This window comes from Streptomyces sp. NPDC040589 (genome assembly GCF_055594445.1).
Genome location: NZ_JBVIWP010000001.1, coordinates 491,420 through 509,967, shown reverse-complemented (window position 1 = coordinate 509,967; position 18,548 = coordinate 491,420). Strand labels below are relative to the sequence as shown.

The 18,548-nt window shown below is 71.5% G+C and carries 19 protein-coding genes; 4 read left to right on the top strand and 15 right to left on the bottom strand.

What is annotated here, in order from left to right; all coding sequences use genetic code 11:
* Positions 1–7: 7 nt before the first annotated feature.
* Positions 8–1,270: a styrene monooxygenase/indole monooxygenase family protein gene (locus tag ACZ58V_RS02235; protein ID WP_471287922.1), complete on the top strand. Its 1,263-nt coding sequence runs from the start codon at positions 8–10 to the stop codon at positions 1,268–1,270.
* On the opposite strand, the gene ACZ58V_RS02230 is transcribed toward ACZ58V_RS02235, so the two are convergent.
* From ACZ58V_RS02230 to ACZ58V_RS02210, 5 genes are all read right to left on the bottom strand, one after another.
* Entirely contained in the window at positions 1,234–2,391 is a 1,158-nt protein-coding gene (locus tag ACZ58V_RS02230; RefSeq protein WP_471287919.1) for a C40 family peptidase, read from the bottom strand. The genes ACZ58V_RS02235 and ACZ58V_RS02230 overlap by 37 nt on opposite strands.
* 107 nt (positions 2,392–2,498) lie before the next feature.
* On the bottom strand, positions 2,499–2,798 hold the full coding sequence (locus ACZ58V_RS02225; protein ID WP_471287917.1) for a hypothetical protein: 300 nt from the start codon (positions 2,796–2,798) through the stop codon (positions 2,499–2,501).
* A gap of 10 nt (positions 2,799–2,808) precedes the next feature.
* Positions 2,809–3,462, bottom strand: coding sequence for a TetR/AcrR family transcriptional regulator (locus ACZ58V_RS02220; protein WP_471287916.1), 654 nt, complete (start codon positions 3,460–3,462; stop codon positions 2,809–2,811).
* Between the two features lie 236 nt (positions 3,463–3,698).
* Positions 3,699–4,685 (bottom strand): DUF8094 domain-containing protein, encoded by a 987-nt coding sequence (locus ACZ58V_RS02215; protein ID WP_471287914.1) that lies wholly within the window; start codon positions 4,683–4,685, stop codon positions 3,699–3,701.
* A gap of 87 nt (positions 4,686–4,772) precedes the next feature.
* Positions 4,773–5,711 carry an AurF N-oxygenase family protein gene (locus ACZ58V_RS02210; RefSeq protein ID WP_471287913.1) on the bottom strand — a complete coding sequence of 313 codons (939 nt, stop codon included), beginning with the start codon at positions 5,709–5,711 and terminating at the stop codon, positions 4,773–4,775.
* Between the two features lie 122 nt (positions 5,712–5,833).
* On the opposite strand from ACZ58V_RS02210, the gene ACZ58V_RS02205 reads away from it, so the two are divergent.
* Positions 5,834–6,955, top strand: coding sequence for a ferritin-like domain-containing protein (locus ACZ58V_RS02205; protein WP_471287912.1), 1,122 nt, complete (start codon positions 5,834–5,836; stop codon positions 6,953–6,955).
* A gap of 25 nt (positions 6,956–6,980) precedes the next feature.
* Here ACZ58V_RS02205 and ACZ58V_RS02200 read toward each other — a convergent pair whose 3' ends face one another.
* From ACZ58V_RS02200 to ACZ58V_RS02170, 7 genes are all read right to left on the bottom strand, one after another.
* On the bottom strand, positions 6,981–7,487 hold the full coding sequence (locus tag ACZ58V_RS02200) for a DUF3291 domain-containing protein (RefSeq protein ID WP_468188048.1): 507 nt from the start codon (positions 7,485–7,487) through the stop codon (positions 6,981–6,983).
* A gap of 44 nt (positions 7,488–7,531) precedes the next feature.
* On the bottom strand, positions 7,532–9,010 hold the full coding sequence (locus ACZ58V_RS02195; RefSeq protein WP_468188050.1) for a penicillin-binding transpeptidase domain-containing protein: 1,479 nt from the start codon (positions 9,008–9,010) through the stop codon (positions 7,532–7,534).
* Positions 9,007–10,371: an FtsW/RodA/SpoVE family cell cycle protein gene (locus tag ACZ58V_RS02190; RefSeq protein ID WP_468188052.1), complete on the bottom strand. Its 1,365-nt coding sequence runs from the start codon at positions 10,369–10,371 to the stop codon at positions 9,007–9,009. Before ACZ58V_RS02190 ends, ACZ58V_RS02195 begins: the two co-directional genes overlap by 4 nt.
* Before the next feature lie 52 nt (positions 10,372–10,423).
* Entirely contained in the window at positions 10,424–10,825 is a 402-nt protein-coding gene (locus ACZ58V_RS02185) for an SH3 domain-containing protein (RefSeq protein WP_468188054.1), read from the bottom strand.
* Between the two features lie 114 nt (positions 10,826–10,939).
* Complete coding sequence (locus ACZ58V_RS02180; protein ID WP_468188056.1) at positions 10,940–12,205, bottom strand: ATP-binding protein; 1,266 nt, start codon at positions 12,203–12,205, stop codon at positions 10,940–10,942.
* Positions 12,202–12,975 (bottom strand): hypothetical protein, encoded by a 774-nt coding sequence (locus tag ACZ58V_RS02175; protein WP_468188058.1) that lies wholly within the window; start codon positions 12,973–12,975, stop codon positions 12,202–12,204. Before ACZ58V_RS02175 ends, ACZ58V_RS02180 begins: the two co-directional genes overlap by 4 nt.
* Before the next feature lie 162 nt (positions 12,976–13,137).
* The gene (locus tag ACZ58V_RS02170; protein WP_468188060.1) at positions 13,138–13,641 is read right to left on the bottom strand and encodes a protein-tyrosine phosphatase family protein; all 504 of its coding nucleotides are present in this window, start codon (positions 13,639–13,641) and stop codon (positions 13,138–13,140) included.
* A gap of 111 nt (positions 13,642–13,752) precedes the next feature.
* On the opposite strand from ACZ58V_RS02170, the gene ACZ58V_RS02165 reads away from it, so the two are divergent.
* A complete protein-coding gene (locus tag ACZ58V_RS02165) occupies positions 13,753–14,556 on the top strand; it encodes a nuclease-related domain-containing protein (RefSeq protein ID WP_468188062.1) in 804 nt (267 codons plus the stop codon).
* A 579-nt stretch (positions 14,557–15,135) separates the two neighbouring features.
* Here ACZ58V_RS02165 and ligD read toward each other — a convergent pair.
* A complete protein-coding gene (ligD, locus tag ACZ58V_RS02160; RefSeq protein WP_468188064.1) occupies positions 15,136–16,017 on the bottom strand; it encodes a non-homologous end-joining DNA ligase in 882 nt (293 codons plus the stop codon).
* A gap of 63 nt (positions 16,018–16,080) precedes the next feature.
* Here ligD and ku point away from each other — a divergent pair, with 63 nt between their 5' ends.
* A complete protein-coding gene (gene ku / locus ACZ58V_RS02155; RefSeq protein ID WP_471287910.1) occupies positions 16,081–17,109 on the top strand; it encodes a non-homologous end joining protein Ku in 1,029 nt (342 codons plus the stop codon).
* Positions 17,110–17,134: 25 nt separating this feature from the next.
* Here the strand turns inward: ku and ACZ58V_RS02150 are convergent, their stop codons facing one another.
* Complete coding sequence (locus ACZ58V_RS02150) at positions 17,135–18,010, bottom strand: rhamnogalacturonan lyase family protein (RefSeq protein WP_471288724.1); 876 nt, start codon at positions 18,008–18,010, stop codon at positions 17,135–17,137.
* A gap of 1 nt (position 18,011) precedes the next feature.
* The gene (locus ACZ58V_RS02145) at positions 18,012–18,512 is read right to left on the bottom strand and encodes an Asp23/Gls24 family envelope stress response protein (protein WP_468188068.1); all 501 of its coding nucleotides are present in this window, start codon (positions 18,510–18,512) and stop codon (positions 18,012–18,014) included.
* Positions 18,513–18,548: the final 36 nt, after the last annotated feature.

Sequence of the window (18,548 nt, the reverse complement as noted above, 5' to 3'; positions counted from 1 at the left end):
GCCCCGCATGCGGAAGATACTCGTCGTCGGAGCCGGTCAGTCCGGGCTCCAGATCGCTCTCGGCCTCCAGTCGCAGGGGTACGAGGTCACCCTGATGTCCAACCGGACGGCGGACGAGATCCGCACCGGCCGGGTCATGTCGACGCAGTGCATGTTCCACACGGCACTGCAGCACGAGCGCGATCTCCAGCTGAACTTCTGGGAGTCCCAGGCCCCGAAGATCCAGGGACTCGGCGTCTCGGTCGCCGCCCCCGGCTCCTGGGCCGAGGGTCCCGCGGCGCGTGCCATCGACTGGCTGGGCAGGCTCGACGGCTACGCGCAGTCGGTCGACCAGCGCGTGAAGATGGCCGGCTGGATGGAGACGTTCGCGCAGCGCGGCGGGCAGCTCGTCATCCATGGCGCGGCCGTCGGTGACCTCGACTACTTCGCCCGCACGTACGACCTGGTGCTCGTCGCGGCCGGCAAGGGCGAGCTGGTCCAGATGTTCGGCCGGGACGCGGAGCGGTCCCCCTACAGCGAGCCGCAGCGCGCGCTGGCCGTGTCGTACGTCCACGGTCTGGGGCCGCGCCCCGAGCACCCGGACACCGAAGGGGTCCGCTGCAACCTCGTGCCGGGCGTCGGCGAACTGTTCGTCATGCCCACGCTGACCACCTCCGGCCGTGCCGACATCCTGTTCTGGGAGGGCATACCCGGCGGCCCGCTCGACGCCTTCAACGGTGTCAAGGACCCGGCGGAGCACCTCTCCCTGACCCTGGAACTCATGGAGCGGTACGTCCCCTGGGAGTACGCGCGGGCCACCAAGGTCGAGCTGACCGACGCGGGCGGCACGCTGGCCGGCCGTTACGCCCCCACCGTCCGCAACCCCGTCGGCCGCCTCCCCGGCGGAGGTCTCGTGCTGGGTGTGGCGGACGTCGTCGTCGCGAACGACCCGATCACCGGGCAGGGCTCCAACTCGGCGTCCAAGTGCGCCGCCGCGTACCTCTCCTCGATCGTCGAGCACGGCGACAAGCCGTTCGACGAGGAGTGGATGCGGTCCGCCTTCGACCGCTACTGGGACACCGCCCAGCACGTCACCAAGTGGACCAACGCGATGCTCGCGCCGCCGCCGGAGCACATCCTGAACCTGATCGGCGCCGCCGGTGAGCTCCAGCCGGCCGCCGACCGCTTCGCCAACGGCTTCAACGACCCGGCGGACTTCGAGAACTTCTTCTACGACCCGGAGAAGACGCAGGCCTACCTGGCCGAGCTGTCCGGGGCTGGCGCGGCGTAGCCGTTGTAGCCTTTGTCCGACCCGTCCGTAACGCCCCTGGGGAGCTTCGGCGGCGCGTACCGCCGCAGGGGCTTCCCGGTCGGGTCCGGGCGTACGGCGCCCAGGAGCGGGTTGGCCGCGATCGGTGACACCTTCACCTTCGCGCCCGGGCGGGGGGCCTGTACGACCATGCCGTCGCCGAGGTACAGCGCCACATGCGTGGCCTCGGGGAAGTACACGACCAGGTCTCCCGGGCGCAGCTCGGCGAGCGGGATCCGCTTCAGCCGTTTCCACTGCTCCTGGCTGGTCCGGGGGATGGGCGCCCCGGCCTTGGCCCAGGCCTGCGAGGTCAGGCCCGAGCAGTCGTAGGACTTCGGGCCCTCCGCGCCCCACTCGTACGGCTTGCCGAGCTGCCGGACGACGTAGCGCAGGGCTCGGTCGCCCTCCGCTGATGGTCTGCGGACGCTGCTGAGTGCGCCGGACGCCATGAATTTCCTCTGGGCCTTCGTGATCCCGTTCTTCTCGAACGCGGAGAGGGCGGCGAGCTGGTCGCGGCTGAGGGTGGCGAGCAGGTCCTCGACGGCGTGCAGCCGTTTGACGACCTGGTCTCGTTCCTTCTTCCGCCGCTCGGTGAGGGCGAGCTGCGCGTCGAGCGCCTTGCGGGCCTTGCGGGCCAGCTCGTCGGCCTTCCGCTCGTCGCCGGTCAGCCGGTTGATGGTGTCGGCCCGCTCCCGTGCGATCCGGCCGATCACATGGCGCTGGTCGATCGCGTGCTGGGGATCGCGGGCCAGGAGCAGCCGTAGGTACGGAGAGAGGTCGGAGCTGCTCTGGTACTGCTGCCGGGCCAGACGGCCGACCGCGCTGCGGCTGTCGTGCAGGGAGAGCCGGGCGCGGGCCAGGGCGCGGTTCAGGCGGTCGGTCTCGGTGCGCTGCCTCTTCAGCTTCTCCTCGGTGGCGTTGTAGGCCTCGGTGGCCTGTTCGGCCTTGCGGTAGAGAGTCTGAAGGTCCGTCAGGAGGTAGGCGAGGGAGGCGGGGGGTGGTCCGGGGTCGGGTTCCGGGGCTGCGCTGGAAGGGGTGGGAGCGAGGACGGTCGTCGCTGCCAACGCCGCCGTACAGGCCAGACGCAGAAGGGTTCCTGACATGCCATCACCTCCGATGCGGGGGCGGCCCTTCGGCCACCGGACATCGTGAGGATGAGGGGTGTGGGGGTGGTGTGTGCGGTAAGCCTGCGCGGTTCGGCGCAACAGGGTCACCCGTCGGCGTCGTCCCGCTTGCCGGGCGGCGTGGCGTGTGGCTTCGACCAGGGCCATGTGAGCCGCCGGGGCGGAGCGCCCTCGGGGGCGTACTCGTACTTCCAGCGGTTGGTCAGGCCGACCCTGCCCGGTCCGCGGGACACGCGGAGGTAGACGAGCACCGTGGGCGGGCCGCCGGCGGGGTCCGGGACGGGGATGCGGTACGTCTTGGGCGGGTGGCCGGTGATGCCGAGCAGGACGGGCAGGACCCTGCCGTCCATGGGGCCGCCCTCGAAGGGGGTGTCTTCGCTCTTCACCAGATCAGTGTCAGACATCCTCGGCGAGGGCCAGGACCAGGGCGTCGGTCTGCGGGTCACGGCGGGCCGTCACCGACAGCATGGCCACGAACTGCTCGACGAGCCAGTCGCGGAGGTCCTCGGCGGGGGGCTGCTTGTCCTCGTCGAGCCAGATGAGCGAAGAGGCCTCCACGGCGGTGATCCACATGCGGATGGTCATGCGCAGGCGGGGGCCGGGGGCGGTGACCTCCAGGTGGCTGACGATGTGCTCGGCGGCGGCGCGGCGTACGCCGTCGACGATGGCGGTGGTCCGTGAGGTCTCCACGACGCTGCCGCCCTGGAGGAGGGCGCTGAAGCCGGCGTCGTGCTGGTCGACGAAGGCGAGGTAGCGGTCGAGGGCGCGGGACAGGCGGGGGAGGAGGGGGCCCTCGCGGGGTTCGTCGAAGCAGGTCCGGAGCTCGTCGGCGGCGGAGCGGAGGGCGGCCTCGTAGAGCTGCTGCTTGCCGCCGGGGAAGTACCGGTAGACCAGGGGCCGCGACACCCCCGCCGCCTCCGCCACGTCGTCCAGGGAGACGTCCTCCGGGGCGCGGTGCGCGAAGAGCGACAGCGCGGAGGTGAGCAGCTGGCTGCGGCGTTCCTCGACGCTGAGTCGCCGGTAGGCGGGGGTGGGGGCGGATGGTGTCATGACTCGCAGCGTAGTCGGAGGGCCCGGGGGCCTGTGGCGGCCTGCGCGGGTGGAGTGGGGTGCGCGTCGCGCCTGCGCGGTGGTGGTGGGTCGGGGCCGTGCCGGGGGGTGTCCGTCCTCGGAACGGCGCGATGGGGTCGGATACCGACTCGCTGTCCGTCGACGCGCCAACCGCTGCGGGCGGACACCCCCCGACACGTCCCCTTCCGTGCATCGGCGGGTGCGGGTGCGTCCCGCTAGCGCGCGTCCACGTGCTGGAAGTCGACGTTGGTGAGGCGAGCGGCCTTCGGGGTCAGTTCGGCCAGGCCCTGGCCCTCGAAGGTGTCGGTGATCAGGGTGCCCCTGGTGGCGCCCAGGGCGGACTGCTCGTCGTTGGGGACGAGGGCCGCGATGGAGCGGTAGGACTCCTTCAGCAGGGATTCCTGCTTGTGGGCGAGCGGGAGGAGGGCGAGGACGCCGCCGTCGGCTGTCCGCAGGGCGTAGACGCTCGGGTCGGCGGGGGCCTTGGCGAAGAACTTCTCGGTGGCCTTGCCCTCGGCCGCGCCCTCGGTGCTGCTTCGCTGGTAGGTCTTCTCGGCGTTCTCGATGGGCTTCGTGGGGGTCAGGGCCTTGCCCTTCTTCTTGCCGCCGGTTTCGAGGTAGTCCGCGTAGGCGGCGCGTATGTCGGTCGGGGCCAGTCCGCCGATCTTGGTGCCGGGGTCGACGGCCTCGGCGAGCCCGTCCTTGTCGAGGGCCGGCTTGGGGATGTCTTCTGCGGCGGCCCACAGGGACAGCACCATCTTGTAGGTTCCGTCCACCTTGTCGAAGACCAGGAGCACTCTTTCGTCGTTGTTCGCGCTGGACTTGGCCTGGACGGCGAACCAGTCGCCCGAGCCCTTCTTCGGGATCACGTAGGTGCGGTCCGTGTAGGAGAAGGGCTTGGCGTAGTCCTTCTGATCCTTCTTCGGCCAGGTGTCGAAGAGGGTGTAGACGGCCTTGTCCATCGCGTAGACCTGACCGGCCTCGACCGTCGCGAGGAGCGTTTCGTCCTGGGTGGCGTTGGCCTTGTTGTTGACCTTTTCGTAGCGGTCGGCGACCTTCTTGGCGGTCGCCTTGCTGACCACGCCCTGTGGGGCGGGCGCCTTGTCGGTGTCGGCGGACTCGCTGCCGCACGCGGTCAGGGCGAGGGCGGCGGTGGCGCCGACGGCGGCGGTCCGCAGGGCGTGGGGGATGTGGGGGGACATGCGGGAGTGATCTCCTTCGTGGCCACTGACAGTGACGGGGTCACAGAGGACAGTAGCCACCCCGCATGGACATGACCCGGGCGGGGTCTATGCCAGCAGACCCGAGGACTTCCAGAGCCGGCGTCCCACTCCGCGCAGCACCCCGATGTCGTCGAGGAAGTCCGTCAGCCGCTTCGAGCCGTTCTGCATGACCTCCCGGCGATGGCCGCTGGCCTTGACCTGGGCGAGGGCCTCGCGCTTGTCCAGGCCGACGTTCGTGTAGACGTCCGGGTTCACGAACGCCACCGAGAAGACCCGGGCGAACTCGCCGGAGGTGACCCGGGTGAACTCCTGGGACCACTTCGGGGCCGTCACCATCTGGCGGCGGAGTTCCTCGCGGGCGTAGCGCACGTGGCGGGCCTCCTCCACGACGTGGATGCGGGTGACGCCCCGGACCAGGGTCTGGACCCGCTCGTCGGGGAATGTGAGGCGCTGCATCCAGTCGAGGACCTCCTCGCCGAGGAGGGTGGCGGTGAAGGAGCCGGGCGTGGTGGAGACGGTCTTGAACAGGCGGCCCAGGTGCTGGTGGGCGCGGCTGACCGGGTACCAGGGTGTGTCGCCGTGGGAGATCAGGCGGGCGAACATCTTGGAGTGGCGGCACTCGTCCTCGATCTCCGTGAGGGCGTAGCGGACGTGTGCGCTCGTCGCGGCCTTGTCGTAGATGTGGCGGACGAGGAGCTGCATGAGGATGATCTCGAACCAGATGCCCAGGGAGGCGAGGGCCGCCGCCTCGTGCTGGGAGAGCAGGATCCGCTGTTCCTCGCCCATGCGCTTCCAGAGCGGGGTGTCGTAGAGGGACACCAGCTCCGGGGGCCAGAACCACTTGCCCTCCTCGAAGGGCGCGTCCCAGTCCAGTTCCTTGTCCGGGTCGAAGGAGTGCTTGGCGGAGGAGTCGAGGAGCCGCTGGGCCACCTGCTCCCGGTCCTTGAGCAGGCCGAGGGCATCGCGCAGGCCGTCGAGCGCGTCGGCTTCCGTCAGGGTCGTCATGGCTGCCCACCTCGTTGTGCACACGTCACTGTTCCCCTTATGAGACTGCGTGTCAGCAAGGTCGTCAATCCCCTGTGCGTGATTTGTTGACGCGGCGTCTACCACGTAGGAACCTGCGGGGCATGCCGACCTTCGACCTGTACGCCGAGGAACCGGAAGAGTCCGTGTGGCAGGTGCCGGCGAGCGGCGCGGCCCGTTTCAACTGGGAGACCGTCTTTCCAGGCCAGAAGGGCGGCGCCGGCCGTGACCGCCTCCTGGCCCTCTATCAGAAGGGCAAGGACAAGCAGTGGGACGGCCAGAGGCGGATCGACTGGGAGCTGGAGGTGGATCCGTACGATCCGCTCGGAACCCCGGACGAGGCGATGTCCCTCTACGGGACCAAGCACTGGGCGAAGCTGACGGAGAAGGACAAGGGCGAACTGCGCCTGCACTACGCCTCCTGGCAGTTCAGCCAGTTCCTGCACGGCGAGCAGGGCGCGATGATCTGCGCCGCGCGGATCGTCGAGTCCGTCCCTGATCTGGACGCGAAGTTCTACTCCGCGACCCAGACCATGGACGAGGCCCGGCACGCCGAGATCTACGGCCGGTTCCTGCACGAGAAGGTCGGGCTGCTGTACCCGATCAACGACAACCTCCAGTCCCTGCTGGGGGACACGCTGCGCGACTCGCGCTGGGACATGCCGTACCTGGGCATGCAGGTGCTGATCGAGGGCCTGGCGCTGGCCGCCTTCGGCATGATCAGGGACACGACGGACAAGCCGCTCCCGAAGCAGATCCTCGCGTACGTCATGCAGGACGAGGCCCGGCACGTGGCCTTCGGGCGGATGGCGCTCAGGGACTACTACAAGCAGCTCACCGACGCCGAGCTCCGCGAGCGCGAGGAGTTCGTCATCGAGGGCTGCTACCTCATGCGCGACCGGCTGCGGGGCGTGGAGGTGCTGGAGAACTTCGGCATCCCGAAGGCCGAGGCCGAGGCATGCAGCGAGCAGTCCGAGTTCCTCGCCCTGTTCCGCAAGCTCCTCTTCAGCCGCATCGTCCCCTGCGTCAAGGACATCGGCCTGTGGGGCAAGCGCCTCCAGCAGGCCTACGTCGACATGGGCGTCCTGGAAATGGGCGATTCCAGCCTCGACCTGCTGATGTCCCAGGACGAGGAGATCGCCGAGAAGCTCGACGCTGAGCGCTTCGCGGCGGAGGAGGGGGAGCGGGTCGCGGAGGTGGAGGGGGCGATCGAGGCCGGCCGGTGACTCGCCGACTGATCGACCGCCGCCGCTAGACCGAGCAGCCCAGCCCCTCCGGTACCTCGCCCAGCAGCGGTGTCGCGCCCTGGGGCGGGTACGACGTGCGCAGGGTGAAGGCGTACGGGGTCGGGCCGTGGGTGCGGAGGTGGAGGAGGCGGGATTCGGCCTCGGCCACCGTCGGGCGGTGTCCGGCCGGGACCCACCACATCGCCACCATCGCCTCCTGGACCCGCTCGAACCACTCGCGGCGGCGGGCGAGCATCTCGCGGTGCCTGCCCTGGTACATGTACGCCGTGAGCGCGTCCGTGTCCCGCCACACCGACATGTTGATGATCAGCCAGGAGTCACCGAAGACGGGCACGTCCGTCGCGTCGCCCGATTCGTCCTGCAGCCGCCACACGAAACCGTCGGCGGCGTCGGCGTCCGCGTTCACAGGGTCCAGGGCGTCGACGAAGTCCTTCAACTGCGGGGAGTCCAGCGGGGCCTTGAGGCGGGCGATGTTGACCTGGGCGAGTTCGAACGCGGCGGCAGCAGTCATGACCGAACGGTAGGTCGGCCGCCTGTTCTCGCGGTAGAGCCGTCTCAGGAACCGGGCAGCCCGTCCCGGGACTTCAGTACCGCCTCCATCACCGCCCGCGCGATCGGCGCCGCGTCGCCGCCCCCGCTGATGTCCCCGCGGTTCGCGTCCGCGTCCTCCACGACGACCGCGACCGCCACCCGCGGCTGCAGATCGCGATCGCCCTGCGCCCAGGAGACGAACCAGGCGTACGGCGTGCCGGAGTTGCCGATGCCGTGCTGGGCGGTGCCTGTCTTGCCGCCTACCTTGGCACCGCGGATCGCGGCGTTGCGTCCGGTGCCGCTCTTGACCACGCCCCGCATCAGCCCGCGCAGCCGGGCGGCGGTCGCGGGGGACATCGCCTGGCGGATCGCGCGCGAGCCGGCGGTCGCGAGAGTGCTGCCGCCCGGCCGGGTCGTGCGCTCCACCAGGTAGGGCTCCCGCACCTGTCCGCCGTTCGCCACGGCCGCCGCCACCATCGCCATCTGCAGCGGGGTGGCGCGGGTGTTGTACTGGCCGATCGACGACAGCGCGAGCTGTGCCTTGTCGAGCGAGGTGTCGAAGGTGGACCGTGCCACCGCGAAGGGGATTCTCAGTTCCGTGTCGTTGAAGCCGAAGGCCCGGGCCGCGGCCGTCATGCCCGGCACGCCCACCTCCACGCCCAGCTGGGCGAAGACCGTGTTGCAGGAGAAGACGAACGCCTCGCGCACGGAGGCGTCCGCGCAGCCCTTCGCGTAGTTCGACAGCCGCGTCCTCGTCCTGGGCAGCCGGTACGGGTCGGGGGAGTCGGTCGGCTCGTCGAGGTCCATGACCAGGCCGGCGTCCAGCGCGGCGGCCAAGGTGACGATCTTGAAGGTCGAACCCGGCGGATACGTCTGCCGTACCGCACGGTTGAGCATCGGCCGGTCCCGGTCGGCGTTCAGCCGCATCCAGGCCCGGGCCGCCGCCGCTCCGTTCCCGGACAGCGGCTGGGGGTCGTAGGACGGGGCGGACACCAGGGCCAGGATCCGGCCGGTCGACGGCTCCAGGGCCGCCACCGCGCCCTTGCGTCCGGCGAGTCCCTCGTACGCCGCCCGTTGTGCCGCCGGGGCGAGCGTCGTCACGACGTCCCCGCCGGCGTTGCGCGCACGCGTGAAGTCGTTCCACAGCGGGAACGGCGCGAGCATCGGGTGCGAGCCGGACAGGACACCGTCCTCGGTGTGCTCCAGGAGCGTCGTGCCGTACAGCTGCGAGGCGAAGCCGGTGACCGGCGCGTACAGCGGTCCGTCGGCGTAGGTCCGCTCGTAGCGCAGGTGCTCGCGGGTGTCCTGCGAGCCGGTGACGGGCCGGCCGCCGACCAGGATGTTCCCGCGCGGCTGCTCGTAACGGGCGATCTCCGGGCGGCGGTTGGCGGGGTGGCCGTCGTACGCCGGGGCCTGGACGACCTGGACACGGGCGGCGTTCAGCAGCAGGGCCACCAGCAGCAGGGCGCAGAAGAGGCCGGCGTGCCGGATGTGACGCGTCATGAGGTCTCCTGCCCGTCGTGCTGACGCCGGGCCGAGTCGCTCACCCGGACCAGCAGCGCCACGATCGCCCAGTTGGTGACCACCGACGAGCCGCCCTGCGCCAGGAACGGCATCGCCATGCCGGTCAGCGGGATCAGGCCGGTCACCCCGCCCGCGATCACGAACACCTGGAGCGCCACGAGCGAGGCGAGGCCCACCGCGAGCAGCCGCCCGAAGGGCTCGCGCAGCGCCAGGCCCGCCCGGTAGCCGCGCTCCACCAGCAGGCCGTAGAGGACGAAGATGGCCGACAGCCCCGCCAGGCCCAGTTCCTCGCCCGCCGTGGCCAGGATGAAGTCCGATTTCACGGCGAAGCCGATGAGGACCGAGTGGCCGAGTCCCAGGCCCGTGCCGAGGAAGCCGCCCTCCGCGAAGGCGAACAGGGACTGGGCGAGCTGGTTGGGGCCCTCGCCCGCCTCGACCGAGGCGAACGGATGCAGCCAGGTCTCGATCCTGCTGTGCACATGCGGCTCCAGACGCCCGACGGCGACCGCGCCCAGCGTGGCCAGCAGCAGTCCCACGGTGATCCAGCCGGTGCGGCCCGTGGCGACGTAGAGGAGGACGACGAACAGGCCGAAGAAGAGCAGCGACGTCCCGAGGTCCCGCTCCAGGATCAGCACGCCGACGCTCACCAGCCAGACCGCGACGATCGGGCCGAGCACCCGGCCGGTGGGGAACTGGAACTTCCAGATGCGGCGGCCGGTGTACGCGAGGGCGTTGCGGTTCGCGGCCAGGTACGCGGCGAAGAACACCGCCAGCAGCACCTTCGCGAACTCGCCCGGCTGGATCGAGAACCCGGCGACACGGATCCAGATGCGGGCCCCGTTCACCGCCGGGAACAGGATCGGCAGGGTGAGCAGGACGAGCACGGCGACGACACAGACGTAGGTGTAGCGCTGGAGCACCCGGTGGTCGCGCAGGAGCAGGACGACCAGGATGAACAGCGTCACGCCCAGCGTCGACCAGACCAGTTGGGCCGGTGCCGCCCGGTCGCCCGGGGTCTCCAGGTCGAGCCGGTAGATGAGCACCAGGCCGAGCCCGTTGAGCAGCACGCCGATGGGCAGGAGGAGGGGGTCGGCGTGGGAGGCCCGCAGTCGCACCGCGAGATGTGCCAGCAGCGCGAGCACGCCGAGCCCGGCGCCGTAGCCGGCGGCACCGGGCGGGAGGGTGCCGTGCTGGGCGAGGCCCACGTCGCAGTAGCCGTACACGGACAGCAGTACGGCCAGGACGATGAGGGCGAGCTCGATGCCACGGCGCCGGGGGAGGGGGCGGACGGCGGGTGCGGGCGGGTCCGCCGTCGCCACGGTGATTCCGGCCTTGCTCATGTCCGGAACTTACCTAAACGTTCAGTCTTGTGTGTGTTTGAGTGACCGAGTGTCAGCACCAGCGTGGCGCGGGGCCGATGTTGTCGATGAAGCGGGCCGCGCCCCAGGCCCAGGTGCCGTCAGGGAGCAGGTACCAGAGCGGGTTGCCCTGTACGTTCTGGCCGGAGGTCTTGCAGAAGATCTTGACGATGTCGCCCCGGTGGGCGAACCGGATGATCCGTGAGCCGCGGTTCGGGGCGCTGCGCAGCGCGAGCGTGTTCGCCGTGACGATGCCCCGGTAGAAGCGCCGGTCGTCGTCGGGGCGGTGGTATCCGTCGCCGCCCATCGTGCCGGCGCCCACCGTGGTGTCACCCGTCGTGTCCCACTCGTCGTCCGCGACGGCGGGCGTCACGGCGGCAGCGGCGGCGAGGAACGCGGCGGCGGTGGCTATGGAGAGGCGGGAGCGCAGAGACATGGGGAGTACCTCCATGTGGGGGCGAAAAGGCTGAAGCTGACTAATCGCCACATTAGGAGCGCGCTCCCGGCCCCGCCCGTCGCAGTGGGCCATAGGAGGAGGCGCCCCGGCCTCTCACTCCACCGCCAGTACCAAGGTCGCCACCGCCCCGCCGTCCGGCGCGTTCGCGAACCCCAGCCGCGCGCCCAGCACCTCGGCCTGCCCCAGCGCGATCGTCAGCCCCAGCCCGTGCCCCCTGGACCCGCCCTCCGTACGGAACCGCTGCGGACCGTGCGCCACCAGGTACTCCGGAAAACCGTCCCCGTGATCGCGAACCGTCACCACCGGCCCGTCCACGGTCAGTACGACCGGGCCCCGACCGTGCCTGTGCGCGTTCGCCACGAGATTCCCGAGCACCCGCTCCAGCCGCCGCCGGTCCGTCTCCACGGACACATCCCGTACGACCCTGACCTCCGTGCCGCTGCCCGCGGTCCGCACCGCCCGCTCGGCCAACGGCCCCAGCCGCTCCGTGTCCAGCTCCAGCCGCTCCCGCCCGGTGTCCAGCCGGGAGATCTCCAGCAGGTCCTCGGTGAGGGTGCGCAGTGCCGCGACCCGGTCCCGCACCAGCTCCGTCGGGCGGCCCGGCGGCAGCAGTTCGGCCGCCGCGTGCAGCCCGGTCAGCGGCGTGCGCAGCTCATGGGCCACGTCTGCCGTGAACCGCTGCTCGGCCAGCAGCTTGCCCTGCAACGACGACGCCATGGAGTCCAGCGCGGCGGCGACCGCGGCCACCTCGTCCTGCGGACGCGCCGGAGCCTTGGCGGGCGGGTCCGTTCGCGGGGCCGTACGGGGGTCGTTCACGCGCGCGTCCAGGTCGCCCGCGCTGATCCGCCGGGCCACCCGCGCCGTGGTGTGCAGCCGCCGCGTCACCCGCGTCACCGCGAACGCGCCGACCAGCAGCGTCGCCCCGATCGCCAGGCCCGACGACCACAGGATCGCCCGGTCCAGGCCCGCGATGGTGCGCGCCTGCTGCGAGTGGTCGACCGCCACGGCCAGGGCCCGCTCGCCGTCGGCCGGCCCCGCCGCCCACATCGTGGGGCGCCCCTCGCGGTCGGCCACCATCGTGCCCCGGTCGCCGCCCACCGCGAGCTCCCGCAGCTCCCGGGGCAGCTCCGGGGGATCCATCGCCGCGCCCCGCCGGAGCGGGTCCCCGGCCTCGTACCGCTCCGTCGCCTGCTCCAGTCGCTGCAACGCCTGGTCGCGGGCCTGGCCGACGGTCTGGTCGGTCACCTGCACATGCACCAGGACGCCGAGCAGGGCGGCGAGAGCGCAGCACATCACCGTGATGAAGGCGGCGGCCTTCACCGCGAGCGTCCCCGACCACGGGGGGAGCACGGTTCTCATCCGGTGCTCGCCGAGGGGGAGGCGGACGGGTGGCGGGAGTGCTTCCGCGGGCCGGTGCGCAGCATCTCGTCATGGGTGAGGAGCATCGCCCGCTGGTCCCGGTCCCAGGTCCACTGGAGGCGGTACTCGTAGCCCGCCACCTCGGAGGGCGAGCGGATGACCAGGGAACGCCCGGCCAGTTCCACGCCGCTCAGCGCGTCCTCCCACGACATCACCCGCACGAGCCGGTGCTTCTCGACGGTGTAGACGCGCACCGCGGTCGTCTTGCCGGGCAGCAGCCGGAAGCCCAAGGTCAGGTCGTCGCGCCCGTCGCCGGTCAGGTCCCGGTAGTACGGCTTGAGGACCGGGCACTTTCCGTGCCCGGGGCCCTTGCCGCAACCGGTCATACGGCCGGCCGTGTCGCGGTAGGGCGCCTTGCCGCCGTCGTAGTCGCCCGGGCTCGCGGCGATCTCGGCCCGGACGACCCCGACCGGGTCCACGCCGCGGATGTCGTCGCCGGCGGGGACCTTGACGCCCTTGACCACCTCGGTGTTCACCTCACCGATCTCGAAGGCCGGGCTGGACGCGGGTGTCTGCTCCGGCCAGAGCCGGGCCGGACCGACCGCCGTCGGCGTCGCCCCGGCGCCCTCGAGCCCTCCGGTGTCCCCGCAGCCCGCGACGGTCGCCAGCAGGAGGGCGACGACGACTGCACGGCGGGCGGCTTGACCGGGGCGGCTTCCGGCTTGACCGGGGCGGCTTCCGAGAAGGCGTCCGGGACGGCTGAGGGGCACTGCACTCCTGCGGTTCGAGGGTGATCACGCGGCTCGGGCACGACCCGTCGGCCCGGTACACCCTATTCGCGGGGAAGTCCCATTTGCGCGCGAGGGAGCCCGTTTGCCGCCGCACCGGCCGGGTGCTGTGCTGGTTCTGTGCCGTGCCCGTTCCCCGCAGTGCTACTCCGTGAGTTCCTCCAGCAGCCGGGCCGTGGTCAGCCCGGCCCGCAGGTACTCGACGAACAGTTCGTTGTGCAGCGCCCAGGGCGAGCGGCGGTCCCGGATCAGCCGGATCGCCGTCTCGGCGGATTCGCCCCGGCGCATCAGCGCGTGCGCGACGACGAGGCCGGAGCGGTTGTACCCGTGGTAACAGCGAACGAGGATCCTGCGGCCCTCGTCCAGCGCCTCGCACGCCGCCTCGGCCAACCGGATCACCCCGGCGAGCTGTGTCCCGTCGAGCGGCCCGTCGGGAATGGGCCAGACGTGATGCCGGACGCCCGGATCGGGGCCGTGCCCGGGCAGCCGCAGCAGCGTCTGCACGAGGTCGAACTCGTCCCGTACGACGGCGAACTCCGGATGGCCCAGGGTGCCCGTGTACTCGTGGCCGCCCATCCACAATCCGGGGACCACCTCGCTCCACGGGCTCTCCGGAGCCGGCACATCGGGTTTCCTGCGGGTACGCAACAAAGCCTCCCCACCAACACCGCCCGGGGGCCTGCCCAACTCCTCTCAAAGGTAACCGGGTTCTTGCCCCCGCAGCACCCCGCCTGTTCCCATGGTCGGGGGTGATGGTGCATGGACGGACTGCGCGTCATACCGACCCGGCGCCACGGCCAGGAACGGCTGTACGTCTGCCTCCCGGACGGCAGGAACATCGCCTGGTACGACCGTGAGGCGGCCCGGGTCAACCTGCTCGGCGCCGACCGCGAGGACGACGTGCTCCGGGCCCTCGGGCCCTTCATCACCGGCCCGGTGACGGTCGGGCCGCCCCCGGTGCCGACCCCCGCCGAACTCGCCCGTCTGGCGCTCCACCCCGACGACGACCTGGCCCCCAACCGCCCCGGCGAGGCCCTCGTCGTCGCCCTCGACCGCGACCCCGGCCCGGCCCACCGGCTCCGCCCCGACCCACGCCGCCGGGCCCTGACGGCCGAGCAGACGGTCGGGGAGGCCCTGGACGCCCTGGACGGTGCGGGCTGGCACGCCCTGCACTCCGTCCCGCTCCCCGGCGGCAGCCGCGTCCACCACCTGCTGATCGGCCCCGGCGGCCTGTACGCCGTGCACACCCTCCACGCCCGCAAGCACCGCGTGACGGTCGCCGACCCCATGGTCACCCTGGGCCGCCGCGAGCCGTACCCCCTGCTCCGCCGCATCCGCGCCGACGCCGACCGCGCCTCCCACGCCCTGACGGCGGAGGTTCGCCCCGTACTCGCCCTGCTGGGCCCCACGACCGTGTCGCTCCCGACGGCACCCCGCGACCTCCTCGTCCTGACGGACACGGACGTCCAGAGCCTGGCCGCCCAGGGCGCCGTCCTGAAACCGGCGGACGTGGAGGCCCTGCACGCGATGGCCCGGGACCGGAACACGTGGGTGAGGGTGTGAGAGGGCTGGGGGCCGCGGGGGCGCGGGTGCGCTGACCGGACGCGACTGCGCCCCGAGCCGACACTCGGCCCGGGGCGTCCCGGAGACCCGCCTGAGCGGGTCTCCGTACCGCCAGGGACATCGGCCCCGGCCGCCCGACCGGGCGACAATCCGCTCCCGCAGGTGAGGGCGTCGCGGGTCGTGAGGGTGCGGGTGTCCTGGCCGGGGTGATCGCGCGTCGAGACGGCTCGTGTTGCCCGGGTCGCCGTCGACGGTGTCCGCCTTGGCCGCCGGGCTGGGGGACAAGCTGCTTTCGCAGGTGAGGGCGTCGGGGGTCGTGAGGGTGCGGGTGTCCTGGCCGGGGGCGATCGCGCCCCGGTCCGGGACCAGGCCCGGGGCGGCCGGAGAGCCGCCCCGGGCGGGCCGGTCGAGCGCCTGTGACGTCCGCCCTGGCCGGGCGCGGCCGCGCACCGAGACCACCGTGTTGCCCGGGTCGGTCGGCGTACCGCCGGCAACGTCCGCCCCGGCCGCCCGACCGGGCGACAAGCCGCTCCCGCACGCCCAGCACCGGGCATCCCGGCCGATCGGCCGACCGTACGACTACGGCAGCGCCCCGGCCCGCCCAGGATCCAGTAGCGGCCCCAGCAGATCGCCGTGGTCCTGGACCCGCGACGCAAGATCCCGCGCCTCGAAGTCCAGCCGGCCAGGCGCCTCGCACTGCTCGACCTCCTCCCAGGTCACCGGGGCCGAGACGGTCGGCTCGGGGCGGGCCCGGAGGGTGTAGGGGGTCGCCGTGGTCTTGCGCGCGGCGTTCTGGCTCCAGTCGACGAACACCTTCCCGGAGCGCAGACTCCGGGTCATCCGGTGGAGGGCCAGGCGGGGCATGGCCCTCTCCGCCTCGACCGCCAGTTCCTTGGCGTACTCGGACACCTGCTCGGAGGAGGCCCCGCGCACGGCGGCGAGCAGATGCAGGCCCTTCGAGCCGGAGGTCTTGGCGTAGGCCTCGATGCCGTCGTCCGCGAGCCGTGCCCGCAGCCACAGCGCGACCTCGCAGCACTGCACGATGCTCGCGGGCGCCCCCGGATCGAGGTCGAAGACGATCCGGTCGGCCTCGTCCGGTGTGTCGACGAGCCACTGGTGGGTGTGGAACTCGGTCACGAGGTTGGCCGCCCACATCAGGCTCGGCAGGTCCTGCACCACGACCATCCGCGAAGGCCCCTCCACCCGCGGCACCTCGGCGGTGGTGACCCACTCGGGCGTACCCGGCGGCACGTTCTTCGTGAAGAAGACCTGCCCGTCCGGCCCGTCCGGATACCGCAGGAAGGACACCGCACGATCGCGCAGATGGGGCAGCAGGACCTCGGCGACGGTCGCGTAGTAGTGCAGCACCTCGCCCTTGGTGAAGCCGGTGGCGGGATACAGCACCTTCTCCAGATTGCTGAGCGCGAGCCGTCGCCCCTCCACCACTGTGATAGGCGCCATACGATAAGAATCCCACGCGAACCAGGACGAACACTCCCGAGAGTGACCGGAAGGGTGCTGCACGTGAGATCCATCTGGAACGGCGCCATCTCGTTCGGGCTGGTCAGCATCCCGATCAAGCTGGTGAACGCCACCGAGAGCCACTCGATCGCCTTCCGCCAGATCCACACGGAAGACGGCGGCCGCATCCGCTACCGCAAGTTCTGCGAGCTGGAGGACCGCGAGGTCACTCAGGGGGAGATCGGCAAGGGCTACGAGGACGCGGACGGCACGATCATTCCGATCACCGAGGAGGACCTCTCCAGCCTGCCCATCCCCACGGCCAAGACGATCGAGATCGTCGCCTTCGTCCCGGGCGACCGGATCGATCCGCTCCAGATGGACGCCGCGTACTACCTCCAGGCGAGCGGCGCCCCGGCGGCGAAGCCGTACACCCTCCTCCGCGAGGCCCTGAAGCGCAGCAACAAGGTGGCGATCGCCAAGTTCGCCCTGCGCGGCCGGGAACGCCTGGGCATGCTCCGGGTGGTCGGCGAGGCCATCGCGATGCACGGTCTGCTGTGGCCGGACGAGGTCCGCGCCCCCGAGGGCGTCGCCCCCGACACGAACGTCACCGTCCGCGACCAGGAACTGGACCTGGCGGACGCCCTGATGGACACCCTGGGCGAGGTCGACCTGGAGGATCTGCGCGACGAGTACCGCGAGGCCGTGGAGGAGGTCATCGCCGCGAAGGCCGCCGGCGAGACCCCCCGCCAGGCCCCGGAACCGGCGACGGGCGGCAAGGTCCTGGACCTGATGGCGGCCCTGGAGAGCAGCGTCCGCGCGGCCCGCGAATCCCGCGGCGAGGAGGCCGACGACCACGCCGAGGTCAAACCGCTCCCGCCACGCAAGCCGGCCCGCGCGGCCCCCAAGCAGACCGGCGGCAAGAAGTCGACGTCGACGGCGAAGAAGACGGCGGCCAAGAAGACGACAGCGGCCAAGAAGTCCACGGCGAAGTCGGGGCAATCGGGCCAGGGCACGAAGAAGACGGCGGCGAAGAGCACCGCGAAGAAGACGACGGCGAAGAAGTCGACGTCACGCAAGCGCACGGCCTGACCCGCCTCAGGGCGCGTACGCGATGTCAGGCCGCGGCGGCGTCGCCATGCCCGCCCCGAGGAAGTGGTCGACGTGGTGGGACTGCATGTACCCCTTGAACGTCATGGCGTTCCGGTAGGCCGGATGGTGCCAGGGTGTACAGCCGGTGGCTCGTCGGCTGGTCCGTGGTGAAGACGATCAGCTCGTCGTAGGCCGCGTTGGTGTACCCGGCCTCCTCGCGCCAGTCGCCGAGGATGTCGCCGACGAGCGTGGGACCGCCCTGGGCGGCCTTGACCGCGCCGTGGTTCCAGGTGCTGACCAGCCGGGGCAGGCTGCCGCTCGGCGCAGGGCGGGCCGGATCCCATTTCTCGATCTTGCCGCCGTTGAGCAGTTCCATGGTGAGGTCCCCGTCCCACCACATCCCCAGCCGCGGCCAGGGGCGCAGCGAGGTGTCCGGCTCGGTGAGCCGGTTCGTGGACGCGTTGTACAGGCCGGAGAAGGACCAGACCTCCATGCCGGCGAAACGCGGGTCGACACCGCCCGCCATGCCGCGCCCCACGTCGCCGCGGCCGCCGCCGTGCCGCCAGATCACGTCGCCGTTCGCGGCGTCGTAGTAGTACTCCAGCAGCCCGCTCGGGTTGTCCTGCTGCACGCCGTAGCCCTCCAGACCCGGACGGCCCGGGTCCAGGTCGGCGAGGTGGAAGCGGTCGCCGTGGATGATGCCCCGGGGCCCCATGGAGTATCGCAGCGAGCCGTTCCCGTTGAGGACGAACCCGATCTCGGCGACCCCGTCCGTCCCGTCGCCGTCGCCGTCGCCGTCGACGTCGACGGCACGGGTGTTGTGCCCGTCGGGCGCGTCCTGGCCGCCGCGCTGCCACGTCCACTGGCGGTCCAGTGAGCCGCCGTCGAACCTCCAGGCGATCTCAGGTCACGCGCCGCTGCTCCTCCCGCCCGGACTCGTCCTCCTCCTCGTCCGGCAGATGTACGTCGTCGACGGCGATGTTGACCTCGACGACCTCCAGGCCGGTCATCCGCTCCACCGCGTTGACGACGTTGGTCCTGACATCCGACGCGGTGTCGGTGATGGCGGCGCCGTACTCGACGACGAGGTCGAGATCAACGGCGGCCTGGCGCTCGCCGACTTCCACCTTCACTCCCTGGGTGACCCCGCCGCCCCCGCCGGGTACGTGCTGGCGCACGGCCCCGAAGGCCCTGGTCATCCCTCCACCGAGGTTGTGAACCTCCGGAATCTCCCGGGCGGCCATGCCCGCGATCTTCGCCACGACCGGGTCCGCGATCGCGGTGCTTCCACGGGTGTCAGGGGAAGTGCTGCTCCCTCTGCCGCCCTGTGGTGCCGTGGCCCCGTCCTGCTTTCCCGTCCTGGTGCCGGGAGCGGTGGTTCTGCGCTGTGTGGTCTCCGTCATGACCGTCACCTCGATGACTCGGTGCGGGGGGTATGA